Below are 23,316 nucleotides of genomic sequence, written 5' to 3' on the forward strand. Positions count from 1 at the left end.
GGTCCGGAAGGCGCTCGCCCTCCGGGTCCCGGTCTTCCACTCGGCGGCCGCGATCAGACGTCGGCGATCTTGTTGGCCGATCTGCGCGCCCAGCCATACAACCCCATGACGACCACCGCGGCGGCGACCAGGGCGAGGATCATGCCCACGTGCTCGGAGGGCGCGAAGGGGACTTCCAACGGGCCGGGCTTGTTGGTGGTGACGATCAGGCCGGCCAGGGCGACGTTGAACAGGCTCTCGCCGACGATGAAGCCCGAGGCGATCAGGATGCCCAGGCGCTTGGCGGGTGCGGCCATGCGGTCCTTGCCGACGATCTTGTCGTAGATCCAGCCGGCCAAGGCCCCGACCACGACCGGCGCGGTGACGGCGCTGGGCAGGTAGATGGCCAGGCCCACGCCCAGGGGCGGCAGGCTGAGGCGCTCCTGGCTAGACTTGCGCAGGATCAGGTCGACGGCCACCAGGGCCAGGCCGATCAGCGCCCCGACGCCCAGCAGGGTCCAGTTCAGATCCCCGCCGATCACGCCCTTGGCCAGGGTCGAGATCAGGGTGGCCTGGGGGGCGTCCAGCGGCTTGGCCCCAGCCACGGTGGCCAGGTTGGCCGCGCCGGAGAAGCCGTTCGAACGGTTCAGCAGTTCCAGCACGAAGGGGATGACGATCGCGCCGGCGACGACGCCGATGATCAGGGCCACCTGCTGTTTCCACGGCGTGGCGTCGACTAGCTGTCCGGTCTTCAGGTCCTGCAGGTTGTCGTTGGCCACCACGGCCACGGCCAGCACCATGGTGGTGACATAGAGGGCGTAGGCGACCAAGGCCTTGGCGACATCGGGACCGATGACGCCTCGGCCGACCACGCCGACCATCAGCGAGGCGCCCAGCACGGTTAGGATGGCTATGCCAGAGACCGGGCTGTTGGACGAGCCGATCAGGCCGGCCATGTAGCCGCAGACGGCGGCGGCCAGCAGGCCGGCGATCAGCACATAGCCGACGCCGATGGCGACCAGCGGGGTCGCAATGCTGGTGATCGGGCCGCCGGTCAGGAAGTGGGCCAGGAACCAGCCGGCAGGAGCCAGCAGGGCCAGGGACACCACGCCGACGATGCCGATCGGGATATCCTGCTCGGTCCGCGGGATCACGCCGCCGACCTTGCGGGCCTTGTTGGCCTCGAAGGCTGACATCAGGCCCGACCAGATCGGCACGGCCAGCTTGCCCAAGGTCCAGATGGCGGCGGCGCCGATGACGCCCGCGCCCATGAACCGCACCTCGGTCTTCCAGACCGTGAGGGCGTGCTTGGCGACCGAGACGTCCGGCATCGGGTGCAGGGTGGTCATGACCGGGACCAGAACGCCCCAGGCGATAGCGAGGCCGGCGAACATCGCCACGCCGACGGTGATGCCCATCAGGTGTCCCGCGCCCATCAGGGCCAGTGAGCTGGAAGCGCCCAGGCCGGTCGCGCCGGCCCCGGCCTTGAAGTAGCCTGCGACCTCGGCGGCGAAGATCTTGGCGGCGGCCAGGGCCGCGAACAGGGCCGAGGCGATGGTGCCCAGCACCACGGCGATCAGGCCAAACACCCCCTCGGCGGCGCCTTCGCGCGAGCCGGTGCCGACCTTCAGCACCTCGGCGGCGGCGACGCCCTCGGGGTAGGGCAGGTCGGAATTGGTCACCAGAGCCCGGCGCAGGGGTATGGTGTACATCACGCCCAGGATGCCGCCGACCAGGCACGCGCCGAAGGTGGTCAGGAATGGCACGTGGCTCCACCAGCCGATCATCAGCAGGCCCGGCAACACGAAGATCACCGACGACAGCGTTCCCGCCGCCGAAGCGATGGTCTGGACGATGTTGTTTTCCTGGATCGTCGCGGTCTTGAAGGCCCGCAGCAGCGCCATCGAGATCACGGCCGCCGGGATCGAGGTGGCGAAGGTCAGCCCGACCTTCAGTCCCAGATAGACCTGGGCGGCGGTGAAGACGACAGTGATGGCGATCCCGAGAAGGACCCCTCGAACGGTGAACTCCGAACGAGGAGTCGTGGTGGCGTCGGACGACATGCAAGGGTCCCGAAATCGTTAAGGAGGCCGACCTTGCACGTCCGACCGCATCATACTCAAGTCATGTTCCGCAATTTCGCGTTTTAACGGACGTTTATGACCGCAGAGCGAAGAGGTCTTTGATGCGTTGACGCCAGCTTGTCGTCCTTGGCCCTCACCGCCAGTTGATAGGCGTCCGAGCAACGACTGGCGTTGATCAAGACGGCAGCCTTGCGCGCGCGGGCGAACCGCATTGGCGTCGGGCGCGCTACCCCGATGCTCTTCAGTTCGCCGGTCCAGCTTACGTTGTCGGATTGGTCGTGGTGGTTTCCCGGAGAGACGACAGACCTCAGGCTGTAAAGCCGCACGGATTGCGCCATGACCGGTCCGCTCATGCTGAGCGTAGCCGCTTTGGTCAGCGCGATTCTCGCCGCTCTCATCGCCGATGTCTCCCTTGCGTGAATGTCCCGGAAGGCCGGCGACGCGAGCGGATCTCGATCCCCGGTTTTGGGACCGACTAATCCAAGGGCGACGGCGTAGCGGTGCAAACCTCGTAGACCCGCTTTGCCAGCACTTGGTCGTTCTCGCCGGCGGCCAGCAGGTAGGCGTCCTTGCAGCGGTTGGCGTTGATCAGGCCGGCGACCTGCGTCGCTCGCTCCCATTGCACCTTGCCGGCGTGGGCCCTGGCGATGGCCGTCCGCCGCTCGTTCTCAAAGTAGAACTCGCTCATATTGCCCACGCCGCTCTGCGGCACGACAATGGGAATGGGCCGTGGGGCCGGGGTCTGCTGAGCCATGGCGGGCCCGCCGACAGCGACCATGGCGGCAGCGATCGCGGCGGTTCTCGAGAAGGTCATCTGGGATCTCCATCCAAGTGTTCAAAACCGGCATCTGATCACGGCGGCGATCCCAGCTCCGAACGCCGCCTCAACCTCTAGCAGCATGTAACTCGCCAAGGGCGACCGCAACCGAAATCCTCGCGGATTCGTAGAGGTGAGGCAAAAAGAGCGGGCCCGTATTACGGGACCCGCTCCTAGCCGTGTCGAATGGTCAGAGAACGCCTAGCATCTCCGCGACCAGCGGGTGGCGGACGATGTCGCGGTCGGCCAGACGGACCACCGCGATGTTCTCGAGCGCCTCGAACTTCTCGGCCACGTCGCCCAGGCCGGAGATGCCGGGCAACAGGTCGGACTGGTTCGGGTCGCCCGTCACCACCATGGTCGAGTTCCAGCCTAGGCGGGTCAGCAGCATCTTCAGCTGCATGTAGGTGCAGTTCTGGGCCTCGTCGATCACCACGAAGGCGTTGTTCAGGGTACGGCCGCGCATGAAGCCGACTGGCGCGATCTCGATCGCCCCCTCGGCCATCAGCGACCGCATCCGCTTGACCGAAAGCCTGTCGCTCATGGCGTCGTAGAGCGGGCGCAGATAGGGTGCCAGCTTCTCTTCCATGTCGCCCGGCAAGTAGCCCAGCGACTCGCCGGCCTCAACGGCGGGGCGCGACAGCACGATGCGGCCGACCTTGCCGGCTTCCAGCGCTTCGACGGCCTTGGCGATGGCGATATAGGTCTTGCCGGTGCCGGCCGGACCGAGGGCCATGATCAAATTCTTGTCATCGATCGCCTCCATCAGGCTGGCTTGGCCCGGCGATTTGGGTTTGATCGTTTTGAGATAACTTTGGTCGCGCTCCTCCTGATCTGGGCCGCTCAAGGGCGACCAGCCGCCGCGATGCTCCACCGGCAGGCGGCGCACCTTGCCGTCATCGTAGTGGCCAGCGTCGTTAGCGCCTTCGCGCACGGTCCGCTTGAGAGCTCGCTTGGTCATGAAAGCCTCCATTCAGGCATGAAAAAAGGACGAAGCCGAATGGCGTCGTCCTTAGGGCAGATGGGGAGGAGATAGACGGAGGCGCGAGCGCGGCCGGACGGTTCGGAGCTGGGCCCCGAAGGCGGATCTGTACGCCCAAACCCCAAAACCGACACTCAAGGTCTCCGTCGTCGGGATGCCATGGTCGATGATCGAACCACGACCGGTTACGAAGAAGAATGATTCCCGATGTAGGAGTGTTCCCCTTCGAATCGCACAAATACAATGGGGCTCACATGGTTTACGAGCCGTTAAGGCCTTGCTCGCTTTTAAAACACGGGGTGTACGGATGACTGTCTATTCCTTGGGCGCCGCAGTTCCCCAGCTTCCCCCGGAAGGCGAATATTGGATCGCGCCCAATGCCGCCGTGATGGGAAACGTCATCCTGCACAGGAATTCGAGCGTCTGGTGGGGGGCAATAGTTCGCGGCGACAATGATCCGATCACGATCGGTAAGAACAGCAATGTTCAAGACGGCTCAGTACTGCATACCGACAGCGGCGCTCCGCTGACCATCGGCGCCAATGTGACCATCGGCCACATGGTGATGTTGCACGGCTGCACGATCGGCGATGGCTCGCTGATCGGCATCGGCTCGATCATCCTCAACGGCGCCAGGATCGGCAGGAACTGCCTGATCGGGGCCGGCGCCCTGATCACCGAAGGCAAGGAGATCCCGGACAACGCTGTCGTGATGGGCGCGCCCGGCAAGGTGGCGCGCGAGGTCTCCGAGCATCAGGCGATGATCCTGCAGGCCTCGGCGCTGCACTATGTGGAGAATTGGAAGCGGTATCGCGCGGGGTTGAGGGTGGTGGCCTAAATCCTCCCCCTGTGTGGAGGCGATCGCAAAGCGATCGGTGGGGGAGTTTTAGGGTTGCGAATCGAGGGTACGGCAGTCTGCCGATCATTCCCCCCTCCGTCGGCTTCGCCGACACCTCCCCCACAGGAGGAGGACATGATGCCGCTACGACACCCGCCAAACCCTCTTGCCCGCCGCCAAAACCCGGATCACTCTCTGGCTTAACAACGATAACAAACCAGGGAGGCGATGTCGGGCCATGACCAGCACGCGCTACGACTACGTCATCATCGGCGCCGGCTCGGCCGGCTGCGTCCTGGCCGCGCGGTTGACGGAAGACCCCAATATCAAGGTCCTGTTGCTGGAAGCCGGCGGCAAGAACACATCGCTCCTGGTCAAGATGCCGGCCGGGGTGGGTGAGCTGATCAAGGCCAAGGGCGACCAGAACTGGGGCTTCTGGACCGAGGAAGAGCCACACCTTAATGACCGCAAGCTGTGGTGGCCCCGCGGTAAGGGCCTGGGCGGCAGCTCGGCGATCAACGGCATGGTCTATATTCGCGGCCATGCGCGCGACTATGACCAGTGGCGGCAGATGGGCCTGGCCGGCTGGTCCTATGCCGAGGTCCTGCCCTATTTCAAGCGAAGCGAAACCCACCACGGCGGCGGCGACGCCTATCATGGCGAGGCCGGTCCCCTGCACGTGTCGCGCGGCGAGTCCAAGAGCCCGTTCTACACCGCCCTGGTCGAGGCCGGTCGCCAGGCGGGCCATGCGGTGACCAAGGACTTCAACGGCTACCGGCAGGAGGGTTTCGGCCCCTACGACCTGACCATCCGCGACGGCCAACGCTGGAGCGCGGCGGCCGCCTATCTGACCCCGGTCATGACCCGTCCAAACCTGACCTGCGTGACCGAGGCCCGCACGACGCGGATTTTGGTCGAGAAGGGTCGGGCGATCGGGGTGGAATATGTCGTCGGAGCCAGCGGCGATAAGGTCACGGCCCATGCCGAAGCCGAGGTGCTGCTCAGCGCCGGCGCCGTGCAGTCGCCGCACATCCTGCAACTGTCGGGCATCGGCGATCCGGAGGACCTCAAGGCCCACGGGATCGCGGTCGTCCAGGAGAGCAAGGGGGTCGGCGCCAACCTGCAGGACCATCTGGACGTCTGCCTGTCCTGGACCACAAAGAACCTGACCACCGCCTATTCGGCCAACAAGGGCTTGAGGAAGCTGGGCACCGGCCTGTCCTACATGCTGCTGGGCAAGGGACTGGGCCGTCAGCAGTTCCTGGAGAGCGGCGCCTTCCTGAAGTCGCGGCCCGACCTGGACCGGCCCGACCTTCAAATCCACGGCGTGCTGGCCATCATGCAAGACCACGGCAAGACCCAGGTCGAGAAGGACGGCTTCACCCTGCACGTCTGCCAGCTGCGCCCGGAAAGCCGAGGCAAGGTGGGCCTGCGCTCGGCCGACCCGTTCGACGATCCGACCATCCTGGGCAATTACCTGGCGACCGAGGAAGACCGCCGGGCCATCCGCGAGGGCGTCAGGATCGCCCGCGACGTGGTCGCTCAGGCGGCTTTCGACCCCTATCGCGAAAGCGAGTATTCGCCGGGCGCAGACATCAAGACCGACGCCGACCTCGACGCCTGGATCCGCGCCAAGTCCGAGACCATCTACCATCCTGTCGGCACCTGCCGGATGGGCGCGGCGGGCGATCCGCTGGCCGTGGTCGATGATCAGCTGCGGGTGCAAGGGATCGCCGGCCTGCGGGTCATCGACGCCTCGGTCATGCCGACCCTGATCGGCGGCAACACCAACGCCCCTACCATCATGATCGCCGAGCGGGCGTCGGACTTGCTGCGCGGCAAGGCCCTGGCGGCGCCGGTGGACGTGCCGGTGTTCGAGGATGGGCGGGCGGTGGCGGCCTAGGCGCGTCGGGCCGCGCTCTTTGCTTCTCTCAGCCAATCCAAGCGAAGGACCCCGCCCCATGAACCACCGCCCCCTCGGCCGCTCCGGCCTGTCCATCGCGCCGCTGGTGTTCGGCGGCAATGTCTTCGGTTGGACGGCGGACGAGGCGACCTCGCACCGCCTGCTGGACGCCTTCATCGACGGCGGCTTCAACGCGGTCGACACCGCCGATGTCTATTCGGCCTGGGTCCCCGGCCACCCGGGCGGCGAGTCCGAAAGCGTGATCGGTCGCTGGCTGAAGGGCCGGAGCAAGCGCGACGACGTGCTGATCCTAACCAAGGTGGCCATGTGGCCAGCCCAGCCGGGCCTGTCTGCGGCCAATATCGTCTCGGCAGTCGAGGGTTCGCTGACGCGCCTGCAGACCGACCATATCGACCTCTACCAATCGCATCAGGACGATCAGGCCACGCCGATCGACGAGACGTTGGAGGCCTACGACCGGCTGATCCAGGCCGGCAAGGTCCGGGCCATCGGCGCCTCGAACTTCACGCCCGAGCGCCTGGCGCAGTCGTTGAAGGTCTCGGCCGACCAAGGCGTGGCGCGCTACGAGACCATCCAGCCGAAGTTCAACCTCTATGACCGCAGCGAGGTCCAGGGCGCGCTGGAGGCTCTGACTGGCCAGGAAGGGATTGGCGTTATCCCCTATTACGGCCTAGCCGCCGGATTCCTGACTGGAAAATACCGCAGCGAGGCCGATCTCGAAGGCAAGGCGCGGGGGCGGACGGTCAGGCAATACCTCAACGACAAGGGCCAGCGCGTGCTTGCCGCCCTCGACCAGGCCGCCAAGACGGTGGGCGCCTCCCAGGCTCAGGTCGCCCTGGCCTGGATCATGGCCCACCCGTCGATCACCGCCCCGATCGCCAGCGCCACCAGCGTGGAGCAACTGACCGAACTGATGGGCGCGGCGCGGCTGGTGCTGCCGGCAGAGGTGATTGAGGGGTTGAACCCGGCGGGGGCCTAGAAACCCTGATGAGGAGAGGTCGCCCCCTGGCGCCCCCTCCCCACCGTCCGACGCGTCCCCTGTCTCGCGTCGTCCTTTCCGCCCCCCCGGACGGAAAAGCTCTGTTGAATGTCGTCAGGCGATCCGACGCCCGTGCAGCGTCGCCAGCCGCAAACGCGGCGCTTCCTCATTGGCTGGACCGAGGCTGCGAATTTCGCGCACGCCCAGCTCCGAGGCAGGCCGGCCCATCAAGCGCTGGATCATGGCGATGGGCTGGTAAAGTCCCAGAAACCGGTCGACCTGGCCGTCGACCCCGGTCATCGGCGCGAACAGAACCTCCATCCCGACCGACGGAACCCCGACAGCCCGGATGTCCGCTGTGACCACCATCGGCTCGCCCCGACGGCGCGCGACCTCCAAGGCTGACTTGATTTCCAACCGATGTGACAGAGCCCAGAAGCCCAGAGCGTCCTCGCCGCGCAGGTCGCGGGCGTGCAGGTCGGTGACGAAGCCCCCCGCCAGCCGCACCGGAAAACGACCTTTGCCGTCGCGGCCCAAGATAAACACCTGTGGCAGCAGATCGAGGAAATCACCGGGATGTACGCTGGCGCGGGTCGGCACGGCCTCGTTAACGGCCTTGCTACGCCAATAGTCTATCAATCGTTCCGTGCTTGGATGGAACATCGTCGTTCCCCTCGCGGCTCGCTCGCGGTCCTTTTCGACCGCATCGGGCTTGCAAGGAAAATCGGGCCAGCCCCCGGACCGTATCGTCCTGGGACAGTTTGCCGATGGAATGACGACCATGGCGTGGTTCTTGCATGGCTAATGGCCGTGCACGACGCTGATGAGTTGTGAAGGGAAGAGGCCTATGCGGGCGCCGAAAATGACCTTGCCCAAGCTGTGGATCAGCCTGGCCGCTGGACTTGCCGGCGGCTTGGGAGCGCTCTTGCTCAGCGGCCCCGCCTCCGCTCAGTGCGGCGGCTGTGCGCCGCCGCCGCCGCCTTGCTGCGCCCCGCCGCCGGCCCCGCCACGTCCGCCCACCCCGCCCTCGAACTGCAACACCTGCGGCAATAACGGGCACAATGTATATGTGCCGGGCGTCAATATCCACGTCAGCGGCTCGGTGGTGGTCAACGCCAACGCCTCGGCGACCAGCAGCGCCACGTCCACCTCGAACGCCGGCTCTGGCGCCGGCGCTAGCGCCGGGGCCTCGGCCGGCTCGACCGTCTATTACGGCGGCGGCACGCACGGCGGCTACTATTCTGGCCCGGTCTCCACCGGCTACATCCAGGGATTGAATGTCGAAGGCGGCGAAGCCCGTCGTCGCGCCTCGTATGAGGCCACCCGCACCAAGTTCAAGCGCGTGGTCATCCGCGCCGTCTGCCTGGACGACAAGGACATCCCCCACCCCGCCTCGCAGGTCACCCCTGATCGCGACATCGACAGCGGCTATGAGGGCGAGCTTTACCGCTGTATCGCCGGCTCGCGCATGCAGTACGTGATCGGGGCCTATGAAGGCTTCAGCCAGAGCAATTTCGGCGGCGAGACCTTTGTCTGCGGCAAGAGCGAAGCGCTCTATTACGGCGGCGGCGGCGCTGGTGGCGGCTCCGGCCTGGCCGGCGGCCCCGATGGCCGTGGGGGCGCCATGAGCTGCCGTCCGCAACGCCCGGCCCGCGACTGCAACGAGCGCTCGCTGTTGCGCCGCTACGGCGCCGGGGTGAAGGTGCTGACCATCCTGACCACCGAGAAATACACCGCCTACCGCGAAGAAACCGTGCGCGAACAGTCGAGCCAGGGCTTGAGCCTCAGCCTCGATGGCGGCGTCGGCGGAGTGGTCTATTAGAGCATTTCCCGACCTGACTGCGTCATGCCGTGAGCTCTAATCTTTCTGTTTTGACGCATTTTTCTTCACGCGAACCGGAACCACTTCGCTCGAAAAATGCTCTAGGCGCTCGCCCGCGCACATTGGAAAACAAAAAGGGCCGCTCCCGTAGGAGCGGCCCTTTCTCTTTGGCTTTGGCGCGACCTCTAGATCACGTAGTCGTAGACCATGTCGGCCAGGGTGTGATCCATCGTCCGGGCTGGCTCTTCGCAGGTCGGGCAGTTGACGATGCGGGCCGGGACGCCGGCGGCCGTGCAGTGCGGCGGCACGGGCTTGAGCACCACCGAACCCGAGGCGATCTTGGCGTAGTCGCCGATTGTGATGTTGCCCAGCACCTTGGCTCCCGCGCCCAGCAGCACGCCCTTGCCGATCTTGGGGTGGCGGTCGCCGCGGTCGGCGCCGGTGCCGCCCAGGGTCACCCCGTGCAGCATCGAGACGTCGTCGCCGACCACTGCGGTCTCGCCGATGACGATGCCAGTGCCGTGGTCGATGAACACGCCCTGGCCGATGCGGGCGGCGGGATTGATATCGACCTGAAAGACCTCGCTGGCCCGGCTCTGCAGATAGAAGGCCAGGGTCTCGCGCCCCTCGCTCCACAGCCAGTGCGACACGCGGTGGGTCTGGAGGGCCAGGAAGCCCTTGAAGAACAGGAAAGGCTGGACATAACCCTTGCAGGCCGGGTCGCGCTCGAACACGGCGACGAGGTCGGCCTCGGCGGCCGTCACCAGCGCCGGGTCACTGTGGAACGCCTCGGCGGCGAATTCGCGGGCGGTCATGGCCCGCATCTCCTGATCGCCAAGCTTGCGCGCCAGTTGGAAGGTCAGGGCGTCGGCCAGGTTGTCGTGGCTGAGGATCACCGCGTTGAGCAGCGAGGCCAGGGCCGGCTCGGCCTTGGCGGCGTGTTCGGCTTGGTTGCGCAACGCCGCCCAGACGGGGGGCGCCGTGTCGTGCCCGACGACTTCAAGATGCTTGGCCACCGGGATCTCCCTTTTGCCTCATGGCTTTTAGAGCATCTGTTTAGGAAATGCTCTAGTCCGCACGCCGTCCTTGTAAGAACGTCGCTAGCCCAAGACAAGCTGCGTCAGCTTGGCGGGAAGTTCGCCCTTCACCGCCATATGGTGCACGCGAAGCAGTAAAGCCACCGTCAAGGCGTCCGGCATGTGTCCCGCGACCGCAGCATCGAGGGCTTCGGGGAAAGGCACGCGGGCGACGGCCAGATCCTCGGTCTCGTCCGGCGCGGCGGCCGTGAGACTCAGATCCATGGCGAGATAGCCAAAGCCGTGCTCGTCGGTGATCGAGTTGGACAGTTCCAGCGACAGGATGAGCCGCCAGTCGGCCGCCACCAGCCCCACCTCCTCGGCCAGTTCGCGCTTGGCGCCGTCCAGCGGATTCTCGTCCAGCGGCGCGCCGCCCTCGGGGATCTCCCAACTGTAGTTGGCGCGCGGGAAGCGGTTCTGGCCCACCAGGGTGACTGTGCCGTCGGCGTGCAGCGGCACGATCCCGATCGCCCGGTTCTTGAACGACACCTTGCCGTACAGCGCCGGCCGCCCGGTGGGGGCGACGGCCTGATATTCGGTCAGGGTGAGCCACGGATTGTCATAGACGATCTGCTGGCTGCTTACGCCCCACGGCTCGCCGTGCGTTTTCAGCCAGGACGGTTTGTCGGCCATCGGGGTCTCGCGACTTGTGGTGGCCGGGGCTCGGCCATAGGTGTGCCACCTATAACGCATCGTGGAGACCGTCTTGGTTGGTTCCGTTCCCCCCGCGCCGCAATTTGGCGCCGTGCTGCCGATCGAGGCCAATCCGGGCGTGGTGGGCTTCCTCGCCAAGCGCCGCTCGGCCTCGGCCATGACCCTGGCCGCGCCCGGCCCCGATAGCGCCCAGTTGATGGACCTGCTGCGCCTGGCCGCGCGAGTGCCCGACCACGGCAAGCTGGCGCCCTGGCGGTTCGTGATCCTGAGCGGCGAGGCCAAGGACGCCTTCGCGGCCAAGATCACCGCCTTGGCCGGCCGCCAGGCCAATCCGGTCAAGGCCAACGCCGCCCTGCGCAAGCTGACCCGGCCGCCCGTCGCCGTGGCGGTAGTCTCGCGATACATCCCTGGCGACATCGCCGAATGGGAGCAGCGCCAGAGCGCCTCGGCCGTCTGTCATCAGATGCTGTTGGCCGCCGAGGCCCTGGGCTGGGGCGCCAACTGGATTACCGACTGGTACTCTTACGATCCCGAGGCTCGCGACATTCTCGGCCTTGGCCAGGGCGAGTTGGTGGCGGGCTACCTTTATCTTGGCACCGTCACCGAGCCGCCACAGGAGCGCGCGCGACCTGACGTCGCGAGGATCACCACCCACTGGACGGCCGACTGAGGCGAAAAGCCGGCGACGGCCCACCCAACGGGCGGCCCTCTGCGCGGCCATGCGTCAACTCAGACACTTTGGCGTAACAGTTCTGCATTGAAGGGATTTTAAACGCGCTTGAGTTGCCGTCCGACACAGCCTTGGCTTATGGCCAGGCTTGAAGACGACAGCGCGTTTTATCGCCGACCCTCCAATTCCGGCCGACGGGGCTCATGACACTTTCCTTGATGATACTGGGCCTGGCGGCCGCGCTGGACGCCGCGCAAGACCCCGCGCCCGCGCCCAAGGGCGCGCCCACCGCGCAGACCGCGCCCCCGCGCGCCGCGCCGGCCGATCCCGATGAGTACGAGGTCGAGGCCGTCCAGGTCACCGCCGAGAAGCGCGGCCAGGTCGAGGGCAAGATCCAGCCGGAGCTGGTGCTCAATCCGGCGCAGATCCGCGCCTATGGCGCGGGGAGCATCTCGGAACTGTTCGCGGCGCTGGAGCCTCAGCTGCGCACCAGCCAGGGCCGCGGCGACGGCCAACCCATCACTTTGATCAACGGCCGGCGCATCTCGGGCTTCCAGGAGGTCCGCGACATTCCGCCCGAAGCCATCGAGCGCTTCGAGATCCTGCCCGAGGAAGTGTCGCTGACCTATGGCTACCGCGCCGACCAGCGGGTGGTGAACATTGTGCTGCGCCGGCGTTTCCGCGCCATTACCAACGAAGGCGGCGTGAAGCTTCCGACGGCGGGCGGCCGCACCAGCACCGACGTCCAGAGCACGTTCTTCCGCGTTCAGGGCGACCAGCGCTGGCTGTTCAACGGCAAGCTCACCCACGACACCCCGCTGTTCGAGACCGAGCGCGACATCGTACGCGCGCCGTCGGGTTCGCCGTATGACTTAACCGGCAACATCACCGGCCTCGACCGCCAGGTCGTGGATCCGGTGACAGGCGCCGTCACCGTCGTGCGCCAGCCCATCGATCCGGCTTTGACCGCCCTGGTCGGCGGGCCGATCACCGTCGCCCAGGTCCCTGCCTTGGCCGCCGCCGGCGCGCCCAGCGTGGCCGATTTCGCCGCCAAGGCCGGCTTTCCCGCCACCGACGACCTGACCGCCTGGCGCACCCTGTCGCCCCGAAGCACCACGGCGTCGCTGAGCGGCTCCCTGACCCGGCCGCTGGGCAAGACGTCGCTGGTGACGTTCACGGGCGGCTTCGACGATTCCAGCACGCTCAGCTATCTGGGCCTGCCGGGCATCCGGGTGCTGGCGCCGGGCGACAACCCCTACTCGCCCTTCACCGAGACCGTTCAGCTCTACCGGTTCGTCGACGACTACGTCTCCCTGACCCGCAAGGTCGACACCCAGAAGGCGACGTTGGGCGCGGCGGCCAATGGCCGGCTCAAGGACTGGCGCTGGAGCACCACCGCCGGCTACGGCTATTCGACCAGCGAGACCCAGAACGGCCGCGGCGTGGACGCGGCGCTGTTCGCGGCCGGCGTCGCGGCCAACGACCCCAACCTCAATCCGTTCGGCAACATCCCCTATCAGCTGCTGTCGCGGGTCTCGCCCGACACGGCGCGCTCGACCTCCAACACCGCCAATGCCGAAGGCGTGTTGATCGGCAATTTGCTGCAGCTTCCAGCGGGCGGCATGCAGACCACCTTCAAGGTCGGGGCGGACACCCAGACCCTGGATTCGCGCAGCACCCTCGGCGGCGTCGCGGTGCAGCGCGACATCTCGCGCACCACCGGCAATGTGCAGGCCAGCCTGACCCTGCCGATCGCCGATCGCCTGCGCGACGTCCTGCCCATGCTGGGCAGCCTGTCGGCCAATCTCAATGTTCAATATGAGCAGTTGTCGGACTTCGGCGGCCTGTCGACGCTAGGCGCGGGCACGAATTGGACCCCGTTCGATCCGATCAGCTTCATCGTCAGCTACACCAACGAGCACGGCGCACCGACCGCCTCACAGCTGAACGACCCGATCCTGTCGACCGCCAACGTCTCGATCTACGACTTCAGCACCGGCCAGACCGTGCTGGCGACCCGCATCGAAGGCGGCAATCCCAATCTCGACGCCGACAACCGCCAGGTGTTGAAGCTGGGCGTGAACCTCAAGCCGCTGAAGAAGACGGCCAAGACCCAACTGACGGTGAGCGTCAACTACACGGCCACAAAGATCGAGGACTCGATCAACAACTTCCCATCGATCACCGCCGACATAGGGTCGGCCTTCCCTGAGCGCGTGATCCGCGACGCCAGCGGCAAGCTGATCGCGGTCGATGCCCGGCCGGTGAATTATGCCCGCTCCGAGCGCGGAGACCTGCGCTGGGGCTTCAACCTGTCGCGGCCCTTCGGCAAGCCGCGGCCAAACGTCGGCGGGCCGTTGGGCGGAGCCGGCGGGCCTCCTCCAGGCGGCGGGGAAGGCGGCGGCGGACGCATCCCAGGGGGCGGCGCCTTTGGGGGTCCCGGCGGCGGAGGCGGCAGCGGGCGTTTCGGCGGGCGTCCGGGCCAGGGCCGACTGCAGGTCTCGCTCTACCACACCTGGAAACTGAAGGACGAGATCGAGATCCGTGATGGCCTGCCGATCATCGACCGCCTGAACGGGGGGTCGGGCTCAGGGCCCGAGCACGAGGTGCAGCTGCAGGTCGGCTATTTCCAGAACGGCATGGGCGCGTTTCTGAACGGCAGCTGGCGCAGCGGCTATCGCCTGAACGGCGCGACCGCCAACCAGGACCTATACTTCTCCGACCAGGCCAATTTCAGCCTCAACCTGTTCGCCGATCTGTCGTCGCAGCCCCAGCTGCTGCGGGCCCATCCGTGGCTGCGGGGCACGCGGGTGCAACTGCAGGCCCAGAACCTGTTCGACACCCGCCAGAGCGTGCGCGACGCCCTGGGCTTCACGCCGCAGGCCTATCAGGACGATTTCCGCGATCCACTGGGCCGCACGGTCAGGATCAGCGTCCGCAAGCTGTTCGGACCGCAGCGCCCGCCGCAGCAGCCGGGACAGTCGAGCCCGCCGCTCGTCCCGCCGCCGGCGCGTTAGGCCAGAAACAACAAGAGGGGCGCGTCCAGCCGGACGCGCCCCTCTTTCGTCAATTCAGGCGGTGCGATCAGCCCCGGCCGCGATAGGGCGCCACGCCTTGGTCGGGCAGCCACAGGCCTTCCGGCGCCGGGCCCGTCTGCCAGAACACGTCGATGGGGATGCCGCCGCGCGGATACCAGTAGCCTCCGATGCGCAACCAGCGCGGAGCGGCGATCTCGACGATCTTGCGGCCGATCTTGACCGTACAGTCCTCGTGGAACGACCCGTGATTTCGGAAGCTGGTCAGATACAGCTTCAGCGACTTGCTCTCGATCAACCAGTCACCCGGCGCATAGTCGATCACCAGATGGGCGAAGTCGGGCTGGCCGGTCACCGGACATAGTGAGGTGAATTCCGGAACCACGAAACGCGCCAGATAGGTCACGTCGTTCTGCGGATTGGGTACGCGCTCGAGGACGGCCTGATCAGGGCTGGCGGCGGGCTCGACCACTTGGCCAAGCTGGGTCACATGAAGTTCGGTCATGGCCGGCATTTAGGCCCGACGCCCGCGCGAGACAAGCGCGCGCGCTGTCGCTATCACTGAGCCAAACAGGTGTTGGGAAGAGGACGAGCCATGAGCGGACGCGATTTCGACGGTTTCACGGTGGTGGTGACCGGCGCCTCCACGGGCCTGGGCCGGGCCATCGCGGTCGAAACGGCGCGACGCGGCGCGGCCTTGGTCGTCGTCAATTTCGCCCGTAGTGCGCAGGAAGCCGAGGAGACCGCGCGGCTGATCACGGCTGAGGGCGGCAGGGCCGTGCTGGTTCAAGGTGACGTGGCGCAGGACACCGACTGTCGCAAGATCGCCGAGGCGGCGGCCAGAACGGGCCGCATCGACGCCCTGTTCAACAACGCCGGGATCACCAAGTTCGCGCCCAACCACGCCGACCTCGACGCGGTGAACGCCGAGGACTTCCTGAATCTCTACGCCGTCAACGTGGTGGGCGCCTTCCAGATGGTGCGCGCGGCTCGCTCGTTGCTGGAGGCCGCGCCGCAGCCGGGCGCGGTGGTCAACACGGCCTCGATCGCCGGCGTGGTCGGCAACGGATCCTCGGTGCCCTATGCCGCCTCCAAGGGCGCGCTGACGACCATGACCCTGTCGCTGGCTCGGGCGCTGGCGCCCCGCATCCGGGTCAATGCGATCTGCCCTGGCTTCATCGACACGCCATGGTTTGGAAAGGTCATGGACGACGACCGAGTCGATCGGCTGCGAGAGCGATCTGCGGCCGCCACGCCTTTGAAAGTAGCGTCGACCGCCGAGGACATCGCGGGCGCCGCGGTGTTCCTGGCCTCGCCCGCCTCGCGCCATGTCACCGGCGAAACCCTGCTGGTCGACGCCGGCCTGCACCTGGGCGGCGCGAGCCTAGCGATGCGTTAATGCCGCAGGTAAAGCGCAAACAAACAAATTCCCGACACTGTGGCGCCCGAAGGCGTTTCTGAAGCAAAAGCGTCACACTGCGCCCAAACTTTGCACCATGCGCATCGTTTGTGCTGGCGCTTTAGACAGCGTGATTGCAACAAGGGCGCTGCCGACAACAACTCTCGTTGTGCTCAAATACGCTTGCAGGCGTCGAAGAACGACGAAGGCTCCAAAAAACCCTTCGTACGGCAAAACAGATAAGGGGATAGAACACATGAAATTTCTGAAAATCGCGCTGGTCGCCGCCGCCGCCTCCGTCGCCATGAGCGGCGCCGCCATGGCCGAAGAGCTGAAGCTGTCCGCCAACGTCGGCGTGGCCAGCGATTACATCTTCCGCGGCATCAGCAACACCAACAACAAGGGCCAAGTCTTTGGCGGCGTCGACGCCACCTACGGCATTGGCTACGCTGGCGTCTGGGCCTCGAACGTCGATTTCGGCACGCCGAACCCGGACGCGGAAATCGATGTCTATGCTGGCGTGAAGCCGGTGGTCGGCCCAGTCAGCCTGGACCTCGGCGTGATCTACTACGGCTATAGCAAGGACAAGAACGGCATCCCGGGTTCGTACAGCTACATCGAAACCAAGGCCGCGGCCTCGATCGCCGCCGGTCCCGCAACCCTCGGCGCCGCCTTCTACTACTCGCCGGAATTCCCGTCTAAGGGCGGCGAATCCTACTACGTCGAAGCCAACGGCTCCGCCCCGATCGGCGAAAAGCTGACCCTCAGCGGCGCCCTGGGCTACCAGACGGTTGACGCCAAGGGATACTTCTCGGGCGTCGACAACAACTACGTCACCTGGAACCTGGGCGTCTCGGCCGCGATCACCGATCACCTGACCGCCGACATCCGTTATTCGGACACCGACAGCCACGACTTCGGCAAGAGCCTGTACGGCTCGGCCCTGACCGTCGCCTTGAAGGCCGCGTTCTAAACCACGCTTCAAGCCTGACGAACGAGGCCGCCTCGACCTAGTCGAGGCGGCCTTTTTCATGCGTCAGGCCTGGGGCATTCCCTTGGGCGGCCGCATGAACAGCGCCGCCACGAACACCACCGCCGTCACCGCCGCGAATAGCTGGAAGGTCGGGGCGAAGGTTCCCAGACGGTCGCGCATATGGCCGCCGATCACCGGTCCTGCCGCCGACAGCGCACCCACCAGGCACGTCAGGGAGAACAGCTCGACATTGTTGCGCCGACCAAAATAGTTGAGCAGCAACAGGCTGACGGCCAGGACGGTCAGGCCAAACCCCACCCCGACGCCCACCGCATAGAGCAGCAGCAGCGGCGGCGTCGCGGCTCGGGACAGGGCGAGCAGGCCGACCACCAGCAGACCCTGGGCGAACACCAGCAGCCACTTCGGGTCGACCCGGTCGCCAATGGTCCCGCCGCCCAGCCGCGCGCCGACCTGCATCAGGCCCTCAAGACTCAGCATGCCCGCCGCCACGCCCCCCGCCACGCCCAGCCCTGTGAGGTGGGCCTGGGTCAGGCTGGCGGCGGTGATCCCGGCCAGCAAATGGCTGAAATAGGCCGCCAGCAGCACCAGGAACTGGGGCGTGCGCACGGCGTCGCGGACGCTCCATTCGTGGCCGGTGTGGTAGACCTTGCCCGGAAGGGTCCCGGCCCTGGCCTCGGCGTCCAGCACCGTGTCCAGCGCCGCGCCGGCTTGCTCCAGCCAGCGGGGCCCTCCCACGGCGACGGCGCAGACCAGCCCGACCACCCCGACCAGCGCCGCCTGCAGAGCCCAGTAGAGCCGCCAGTCGTCATGGGTCGCGCGCAGGATGGCGACCACCATCAGCGGCCCGGCCACCCCGCCCAGGGCGCCGAAGGTGAAGTAGATCCCGAACGGCAGGGCCCGCTGCTTGAAGATCGCCGACAGCACGTGAGTGCCGGGAATCAGGGCGGCCATCTGGAAGCCGATCCCACACAGCGCCGTCCCGAGGAAATAGATCGGCAGGGCATGGACCCTCGCCAGGCAGGCCAGGCCTCCGGCCATCACCGCCACGCCGGCCAGCACCGTTCCCCGCACCCCGATCCTGCGGATCAGCAGGGCAGGCAGCCAGGACGACAGACCCGTGAACACGCCCAGGATCGAGAAGCCCGCGAAGGCCAGCTCCCAGCTCCAGCCCAGCTCCTGGACCATGGCCGGGATGACGATCCCCAGCGACGAATAGGTGGCCGCGGTAATCAGGAACAGCAGCAGGCTAAACGCCGCGACCAGCAGCCAGGGACGGAAGTGGGAGGAGAGCCGCGAGAAGGTGAGCTCGGTCATCAGAACGTCCGCTTCAAGGTCACGCGCCATTCCCGCCCCTTGCCGGGCAGGGCTCCAAGATTGGCATAGGTGTCGGCGTCGGGGGTGAAATAGAGCGTGTCGAAGAGGTTCTCGACATTGAGTTCGGCCGTGTAGGGCCCATGCGACAGATAGGCCGAGGCGTTCACAACGGCGTAGGCGGGATAGGTCACCGCGTCCTGCACCGTGCCGGAGGTCTTGCTCACGTGGGTGACGCCCAGGGTGGCGCCTGCCGAGCCCCAGTCGTGAACGTCGCTGGTATAGGCGGCGTAGAGGCTGACCACCGAGTTTGGGATCAGGCTGTAGTCATAGTCCCCTGCCCGGCCCGGCAAGCCACTTGGCCCGCCGAACGACCAGATCACGTAGGAGCCGCCATAGGCCTGCGCCCCGGGCACGCCCGCCGTATAGGCCGGAATATATTGGAACGAGGTGTCGGGTCCCTCGACCGTCGTGTGCTGGGCGTTGCCGGTCGCCGTGAAGCTGAGATGGTTTGAGGCCAGCCATCGCACCTCCACCTCGACGCCCTTGGCCCGTGTGCTCTGGACGATCGGCGTCAGGCCCGACAGCTGGGTGCGGTTTTGGCGATAGCCGGCCAGGGAACCGACCAGGGTTCCGTGCAGAAGTTGGACCTTCACCCCAGCCTCGGCCAGGTCGCCGCTCGACAACCACGACCCATCGGCGACCAGGCCCGGGGCGAGGTCTCCAGCCTGGCTGACCTCCAGGGCCGAGGCCTTGGCGTAGCTGACATAGGGCATCAGGCCGATGGGAGTCTGATAGGTCAGGCTGGCGCTGTAGGTCGCCTTGCCTCGGCTGTCGGTCTGGCGGCCAGGCACGGTGAAGGGCAGGAAGCCGGTATCGTTGGCTGCGACGTCATAGTCGTCATAGCGGCCGCCCAGGGTCAGGGTCAGGTGATCCAGCTTGACGTCGCTGGTGAAGAACAGGCCCGCCTGGCGCCACGTGCTGCTGTTGTCATTCTCCCATTGAAGGCCCTGGACGTCCGCCGGTTCGGTGCTGAAGGGGCTGTCGATGATGTCGGTGGGCGTCGCGCCGAAGGCGATGTCGCGGCGGTCGATGGCGATCATGCCGCTGTTGAAGCTCTCGCGCCGCCGTCCTTCGAACCGGCGATAGCTGGCGCCGACGATCGACTGGGTGCTCACCGCTCCGAAGTCGCGCTCGAACGCGTAGCTGGCCCGCGCCTCCCACACCGCGCTGTCGAACCAGGCCGGGTAGCCGTACGAGACAAAGCGCCTGTTCTCCTGGTCGTCATAGAACAGCTGCAGCTTCAGCACGCCGCCGTCGTCGAACCGCTTGGCCAGATCGAGATAGAGGGTGTTGGTGCGGGTCGTGGAGAAGTCTGCGGGGCTGATGTGCACGGTGCGCGGCGACAGCTTGGTCGTGCCCACCCCTGTGTCCAGAGTATGGTTGGGGTCACTCTTGGGGACGGCGCCATAAGCGATGTAGAGCGCGCTGCCGAACGGATAGAAGCCCACCTCGCCCGGGGTTAGCCGGCCGTTGCCGTCAGCGTCGACCAAGGTGGTGTCGCGGCCGGTGACATAGGTCTGGTGGTCGATCAGGTCCTGGGTCAGGCGGTTCCAGCCGGGCGTCTGCACGTCGCCGGTCGAATGATAGACCATGCCGCCGAACGCCGTGCTCCACCCGCCGCCCAAGTCGAAGTCGGCCGACACCTCGGCCAACTGCCGCTTGGGATGCAGTCCCCGGTAGAAGCTTTTTGAATCGTCGACCTCGCCATAGGCGTAGACCCCGCCATCGGCCGCGCCCAGCTTGACCGGCAGGGCGATCTGGCCCGTGAGGTTCTTCTTGTCGTAGGCTCCAACAGTGGCCGTGAGCTCGCCCCTGGGATCGGTCAGGAACCGGCCCTCGTCACGCGCCGACTTGGGGATGAAGTTCAGCATGCCGCCAACCTTGCCCGCGCCGTAGAGCGGCGTGGGCGGGCCGCGCATGATCTCGATCTGCGCCGCGCCACCGATCGGGGTGGCATAGGTCCCGCGGTTCTCCACCCGCTTGAAGCCGCGGAAATAGTTCTCGGCCAAGGTGCCGCGAATATTGAGCGCGCCGGGCACGCCATAGAAGCTGGCGGTGTAGGTCCCGGGCGAGACGGCGGTCAGGCCGTCCAGCGTCTCGACGCCGAACCGCTGGAGCATGGTGTCGCTGACGAAGCTGGCCGAGCGAGGCGTTTCCAGCAACGGCTTTTCAAGGCCGAAAACGGTGGTGCTGGGCTGCTTTTCCAGCAGGCCTGCCCTGTCGCGGGCCAGGACCAGCACCTCATCGACGGCGTTCTGGGGGCTCGCGTCCTGGGCCTTGCCCAGGCTCGCCGTCATCAGGCCCATGGACATGGCGGTAACGAACAGGCGAACGCGGCTTGGCATCGAGTGGGCTCCACGGCGCCGGAATGGCGGCAAGGCCAGGAGATGGGAGGTTACGCAACGTTCGTCAAAACATTATCTGACATTTCAGACGATCTTGTCTGGTGGCGCTATTGGCCAATGCAAAGGCGTCCGCGCCTGGACGCCGCTATCCCGCCAACATCGGCCGAGCGGCCTCGGGCATGATGTTGAGCACGCGCATCATCGCCAACCGGGCGCCGTCGATATTGCCCAGGGCGATAACGTCGGCGACGTCGCGGTGCTGCTGGACGTCGGCGATCAGCTCGGCCTCGGTCGCCGCGCCGAACGAAAACACCCAGTAACGCGCGGCCTTGTGCTGCAAGGGGATCAGGATGCGGGCCAGGGCCATGTTGCCGCCGGCCCGGGCGACGGCGGCGTGGAAGCGTTGGTCCATGGCCACCAGGGTCGGCAGGTCGCGGGCGCGGGCCGCGTCTTCGCCGCCGTCGAAGGCCGCGCGGATGGCGGCGGCTTCGGCCTTGCTGGCGTATTTGGCCGCCAGGCCAGCGCAGTGCGGCTCGATCAGGGCCCTGGCCTCATAGCCCTGGCGCAGCTCAACTAGGTCAAGCGGCGCCACCGTGGTGCCCGAGCGAGCCCGGCGGATCACCAGCCCCTCCAGCGCCAGCCGGCCCAGGGCGTCGCGCACACCGGCGAGGCCCGCATCGTAGCGCGCGGCCAGCGACTGCTCGTCCAGCCGACCGCCGGGCGCCAGACGACCCAGGATCAGGTCCAGCAGGATGCGTTCGTAGACCTTGGCCTTCTGCAGGTCGGGCGACCAGTCCTCAAGGCCGGAGGATGAACAGACATCCAGCACCAGGATCCGGTCGCGGGCGCCGCCGGCCAGAGCATCGTCGGGAGCCATCAGTTGTCGCAAGGGATCGGCTCCGCAAAGAGTGAGCCTGATATGTACGGTGAAATTTTAGCTGGCGCTAGCGAGCGATCTACTTAGGGACGTAGGATCGGCTGAATCGAGGACGTGAGGATACGCATCCGCCATCGGCGCCTAGAGCATTTCCCGACCTGACTGCGTCAGGCCGTGAGCTCTAATCTTCTGTTTTGACGCATTTTTCTTCACGCGAACCGAAACCACTTCGCTCGAACAATGCCCTAGAACGCTGGCACCACCGCGCCGTGATAATGCTGCTCCATGAACGCCGCGACCTCGGGCGTGGTCAGGGCCTTGGCCAGCTTCTGGACGCGCGGGTCGTCCTTGTTGTCCGGACGGGCGACCAGATAGTTCACATAGGGGCTTTTCTTGTCCTCGATCAGCAGGGCGTCCTTGGACGGGTCCAGCTTGGCGTCGAGGGCGAAGTTAGTGTTGATCACCGCCAAATCGACCTCGCTGAGCGTGCGCGGCAGGGTCGCGCCTTCCAGTTCCTTGAACTTCAGGCCCTTGGGATTGCTGTCGATGTCCTTCAGGCTCAGCCCCTTCTTGCCGAGGTCCAGCCCGATGACGTTGTTGCGGGCCAGCAGCCGCAGCGCCCGATCCTCGGTGCTGGCGTCATTGGGGATCGCCACGGTGGCGCCCTGCGGCAGGTCGGCGATGGTCTTGTGCTTGCGCGAATAGGCGCCGATCGGCTCGATGTGCACGCCGATCACCGGGACGAGGTTGGTGCCCTTGTCGGCGTTGAAGGTCTCCAGATAGGGCAGGGTCTCGAAATAGCTGACGTCCATGCGCTTCTCGGCGACCTGGGTGTTGGGCTGGACATAGTCGTTGAAGACCTTGATCTCGATCTTCAGGCCCTGGGCCGCCAGCTTGGGCTTGATGAATTCCAGCACCTCGGCGTGGGGCACGGCCGTGGCGGCCACCGTCAGAGTATCGCCGGCGCTCGGCGCGGGCTGCCGCGAGCAGGCCGCGATCATAAGAGCGGCGAGGCTGAGAAGGGCGGCGCGGCGGGCGACCATGAACGGCTCCATTAAGGCGATTGGACGGGTAGGCTATTGCCCGGTTGCAGGCGGATGGCGAAATCAGTTTTCCTGAACCAGGGCCTAGAGTCTCGGTTCTTGTTGGGGATCATTGTCGGGGATCGTTGAGGTCGCCGCCTTGACCTCGCCGCCAAACAGGGCGCCTGAAGAGCTATGGCCAAAGAAACCGTCTACATCGTCCAAGCCTACAAGGCCGGCCGCGGCAAGGGCCTGAAAGCCGAGCAGCAGGTGGGCTGCAAGGACGCGGAGGAAGCCCGCCGCAAGGCCGAGCGCCTGGCTCCGATCCGCGAAGGCGTGGTGGCCTTCGCCGCCTCGGCCGACGTCGAACTCGGGGACTACGATGAAAACCCGGTGATCATCTTCAAGGCGGGCCGGCTGCCGTTCCCGTTCGACCAGGCCTGAC

The 23,316-nt window shown here is 66.4% G+C and carries 20 protein-coding genes; 9 read left to right on the plus strand and 11 right to left on the minus strand.

Annotated elements, in window-relative coordinates; genetic code table 11:
- Positions 1-53: 53 nt before the first annotated feature.
- From ACP696_RS17905 to ACP696_RS17915, 3 genes are all read right to left on the minus strand, one after another.
- Positions 54-2,042 (minus strand): OPT family oligopeptide transporter, encoded by a 1,989-nt coding sequence (locus tag ACP696_RS17905; protein ID WP_426044116.1) that lies wholly within the window; start codon positions 2,040-2,042, stop codon positions 54-56.
- A gap of 496 nt (positions 2,043-2,538) precedes the next feature.
- On the minus strand, positions 2,539-2,877 hold the full coding sequence (locus ACP696_RS17910) for a hypothetical protein (protein ID WP_426044117.1): 339 nt from the start codon (positions 2,875-2,877) through the stop codon (positions 2,539-2,541).
- A gap of 193 nt (positions 2,878-3,070) precedes the next feature.
- Positions 3,071-3,853, minus strand: a complete 783-nt coding sequence (locus ACP696_RS17915; protein WP_426014796.1) for a PhoH family protein — start codon at positions 3,851-3,853, stop codon at positions 3,071-3,073.
- Between the two features lie 316 nt (positions 3,854-4,169).
- Between ACP696_RS17915 and ACP696_RS17920 the strand changes: the two genes are divergently transcribed.
- From ACP696_RS17920 to ACP696_RS17930, 3 genes are all read left to right on the plus strand, one after another.
- Complete coding sequence (locus ACP696_RS17920; RefSeq protein ID WP_426044118.1) at positions 4,170-4,700, plus strand: gamma carbonic anhydrase family protein; 531 nt, start codon at positions 4,170-4,172, stop codon at positions 4,698-4,700.
- 238 nt (positions 4,701-4,938) lie between these two features.
- A complete protein-coding gene (locus tag ACP696_RS17925; RefSeq protein ID WP_426014800.1) occupies positions 4,939-6,603 on the plus strand; it encodes a choline dehydrogenase in 1,665 nt (554 codons plus the stop codon).
- A gap of 58 nt (positions 6,604-6,661) precedes the next feature.
- The gene (locus tag ACP696_RS17930) at positions 6,662-7,603 is read left to right on the plus strand and encodes an aldo/keto reductase (protein WP_426044119.1); all 942 of its coding nucleotides are present in this window, start codon (positions 6,662-6,664) and stop codon (positions 7,601-7,603) included.
- A 114-nt stretch (positions 7,604-7,717) separates the two neighbouring features.
- On the opposite strand, the gene ACP696_RS17935 is transcribed toward ACP696_RS17930, so the two are convergent.
- Positions 7,718-8,266 (minus strand): PAS domain-containing protein, encoded by a 549-nt coding sequence (locus ACP696_RS17935; RefSeq protein WP_426014804.1) that lies wholly within the window; start codon positions 8,264-8,266, stop codon positions 7,718-7,720.
- Positions 8,267-8,450: 184 nt separating this feature from the next.
- On the opposite strand from ACP696_RS17935, the gene ACP696_RS17940 reads away from it, so the two are divergent.
- Positions 8,451-9,425 carry a hypothetical protein gene (locus tag ACP696_RS17940; protein ID WP_426014806.1) on the plus strand — a complete coding sequence of 325 codons (975 nt, stop codon included), beginning with the start codon at positions 8,451-8,453 and terminating at the stop codon, positions 9,423-9,425.
- Between the two features lie 185 nt (positions 9,426-9,610).
- On the opposite strand, the gene cysE is transcribed toward ACP696_RS17940, so the two are convergent.
- Positions 9,611-10,441, minus strand: a complete 831-nt coding sequence (gene cysE / locus ACP696_RS17945) for a serine O-acetyltransferase (protein WP_426014809.1) — start codon at positions 10,439-10,441, stop codon at positions 9,611-9,613.
- An 84-nt stretch (positions 10,442-10,525) separates the two neighbouring features.
- Positions 10,526-11,134 carry an NUDIX domain-containing protein gene (locus ACP696_RS17950; protein WP_426014810.1) on the minus strand — a complete coding sequence of 203 codons (609 nt, stop codon included), beginning with the start codon at positions 11,132-11,134 and terminating at the stop codon, positions 10,526-10,528.
- A gap of 73 nt (positions 11,135-11,207) precedes the next feature.
- Here ACP696_RS17950 and ACP696_RS17955 point away from each other — a divergent pair, with 73 nt between their 5' ends.
- A complete protein-coding gene (locus ACP696_RS17955) occupies positions 11,208-11,825 on the plus strand; it encodes a nitroreductase family protein (RefSeq protein WP_426014812.1) in 618 nt (205 codons plus the stop codon).
- Between the two features lie 203 nt (positions 11,826-12,028).
- Positions 12,029-14,842 (plus strand): Plug domain-containing protein, encoded by a 2,814-nt coding sequence (locus tag ACP696_RS17960; protein ID WP_426014813.1) that lies wholly within the window; start codon positions 12,029-12,031, stop codon positions 14,840-14,842.
- A 67-nt stretch (positions 14,843-14,909) separates the two neighbouring features.
- On the opposite strand, the gene queF is transcribed toward ACP696_RS17960, so the two are convergent.
- Entirely contained in the window at positions 14,910-15,365 is a 456-nt protein-coding gene (gene queF, locus ACP696_RS17965; protein WP_426014815.1) for a preQ(1) synthase, read from the minus strand.
- 69 nt (positions 15,366-15,434) lie between these two features.
- Between queF and ACP696_RS17970 the strand changes: the two genes are divergently transcribed.
- Both ACP696_RS17970 and ACP696_RS17975 read left to right on the plus strand, forming a co-directional pair.
- Positions 15,435-16,259, plus strand: a complete 825-nt coding sequence (locus ACP696_RS17970) for an SDR family NAD(P)-dependent oxidoreductase (protein ID WP_426014817.1) — start codon at positions 15,435-15,437, stop codon at positions 16,257-16,259.
- 256 nt (positions 16,260-16,515) lie between these two features.
- Positions 16,516-17,232: a TorF family putative porin gene (locus tag ACP696_RS17975; RefSeq protein WP_426014818.1), complete on the plus strand. Its 717-nt coding sequence runs from the start codon at positions 16,516-16,518 to the stop codon at positions 17,230-17,232.
- 63 nt (positions 17,233-17,295) lie between these two features.
- Here ACP696_RS17975 and ACP696_RS17980 read toward each other — a convergent pair whose 3' ends face one another.
- The 4 genes from ACP696_RS17980 to ACP696_RS17995 all read right to left on the minus strand — a co-directional run bounded on the left by ACP696_RS17980 (position 17,296) and on the right by ACP696_RS17995 (position 22,904).
- Positions 17,296-18,567, minus strand: a complete 1,272-nt coding sequence (locus tag ACP696_RS17980) for a CynX/NimT family MFS transporter (RefSeq protein ID WP_426044120.1) — start codon at positions 18,565-18,567, stop codon at positions 17,296-17,298.
- Positions 18,567-20,972 (minus strand): TonB-dependent siderophore receptor, encoded by a 2,406-nt coding sequence (locus ACP696_RS17985; RefSeq protein WP_426044121.1) that lies wholly within the window; start codon positions 20,970-20,972, stop codon positions 18,567-18,569. The genes ACP696_RS17980 and ACP696_RS17985 overlap by 1 nt, the downstream gene beginning before the upstream one ends.
- Positions 20,973-21,117: 145 nt before the next feature.
- Entirely contained in the window at positions 21,118-21,849 is a 732-nt protein-coding gene (locus ACP696_RS17990) for a GntR family transcriptional regulator (protein WP_426014962.1), read from the minus strand.
- A gap of 245 nt (positions 21,850-22,094) precedes the next feature.
- A complete protein-coding gene (locus ACP696_RS17995) occupies positions 22,095-22,904 on the minus strand; it encodes a MetQ/NlpA family ABC transporter substrate-binding protein (RefSeq protein WP_426014825.1) in 810 nt (269 codons plus the stop codon).
- Positions 22,905-23,066: 162 nt separating this feature from the next.
- Here ACP696_RS17995 and ACP696_RS18000 point away from each other — a divergent pair, with 162 nt between their 5' ends.
- Complete coding sequence (locus tag ACP696_RS18000) at positions 23,067-23,315, plus strand: hypothetical protein (RefSeq protein WP_426014828.1); 249 nt, start codon at positions 23,067-23,069, stop codon at positions 23,313-23,315.
- The last annotated feature ends 1 nt before the right edge of the window (position 23,316 follow it).

The sequence above is a fragment of the Caulobacter sp. DWR3-1-2 genome, assembly GCF_049896225.1.
GTDB lineage: Bacteria > Pseudomonadota > Alphaproteobacteria > Caulobacterales > Caulobacteraceae > Caulobacter.

What these genes read in the sequence shown, in the direction of transcription:
- ACP696_RS17905 (WP_426044116.1), bottom strand. Translation starts at nt 2,042, where the DNA reads ATGTCGTCCGACGCCACCACGACTCCTCGTTCGGAGTTCACCGTTCGA.
- ACP696_RS17910 (WP_426044117.1), bottom strand. Translation starts at nt 2,877, where the DNA reads ATGACCTTCTCGAGAACCGCCGCGATCGCTGCCGCCATGGTCGCTGTC.
- ACP696_RS17915 (WP_426014796.1), bottom strand. Translation starts at nt 3,853, where the DNA reads ATGGAGGCTTTCATGACCAAGCGAGCTCTCAAGCGGACCGTGCGCGAA.
- ACP696_RS17920 (WP_426044118.1), top strand. Translation starts at nt 4,170, where the DNA reads ATGACTGTCTATTCCTTGGGCGCCGCAGTTCCCCAGCTTCCCCCGGAA.
- ACP696_RS17925 (WP_426014800.1), top strand. Translation starts at nt 4,939, where the DNA reads ATGACCAGCACGCGCTACGACTACGTCATCATCGGCGCCGGCTCGGCC.
- ACP696_RS17930 (WP_426044119.1), top strand. Translation starts at nt 6,662, where the DNA reads ATGAACCACCGCCCCCTCGGCCGCTCCGGCCTGTCCATCGCGCCGCTG.
- ACP696_RS17935 (WP_426014804.1), bottom strand. Translation starts at nt 8,266, where the DNA reads ATGTTCCATCCAAGCACGGAACGATTGATAGACTATTGGCGTAGCAAG.
- ACP696_RS17940 (WP_426014806.1), top strand. Translation starts at nt 8,451, where the DNA reads ATGCGGGCGCCGAAAATGACCTTGCCCAAGCTGTGGATCAGCCTGGCC.
- ACP696_RS17950 (WP_426014810.1), bottom strand. Translation starts at nt 11,134, where the DNA reads ATGGCCGACAAACCGTCCTGGCTGAAAACGCACGGCGAGCCGTGGGGC.
- ACP696_RS17960 (WP_426014813.1), top strand. Translation starts at nt 12,029, where the DNA reads ATGACACTTTCCTTGATGATACTGGGCCTGGCGGCCGCGCTGGACGCC.
- queF (WP_426014815.1), bottom strand. Translation starts at nt 15,365, where the DNA reads ATGACCGAACTTCATGTGACCCAGCTTGGCCAAGTGGTCGAGCCCGCC.
- ACP696_RS17975 (WP_426014818.1), top strand. Translation starts at nt 16,516, where the DNA reads ATGAAATTTCTGAAAATCGCGCTGGTCGCCGCCGCCGCCTCCGTCGCC.
- ACP696_RS17980 (WP_426044120.1), bottom strand. Translation starts at nt 18,567, where the DNA reads ATGACCGAGCTCACCTTCTCGCGGCTCTCCTCCCACTTCCGTCCCTGG.
- ACP696_RS17985 (WP_426044121.1), bottom strand. Translation starts at nt 20,972, where the DNA reads ATGCCAAGCCGCGTTCGCCTGTTCGTTACCGCCATGTCCATGGGCCTG.
- ACP696_RS17990 (WP_426014962.1), bottom strand. Translation starts at nt 21,849, where the DNA reads ATGGCTCCCGACGATGCTCTGGCCGGCGGCGCCCGCGACCGGATCCTG.
- ACP696_RS17995 (WP_426014825.1), bottom strand. Translation starts at nt 22,904, where the DNA reads ATGGAGCCGTTCATGGTCGCCCGCCGCGCCGCCCTTCTCAGCCTCGCC.
- ACP696_RS18000 (WP_426014828.1), top strand. Translation starts at nt 23,067, where the DNA reads ATGGCCAAAGAAACCGTCTACATCGTCCAAGCCTACAAGGCCGGCCGC.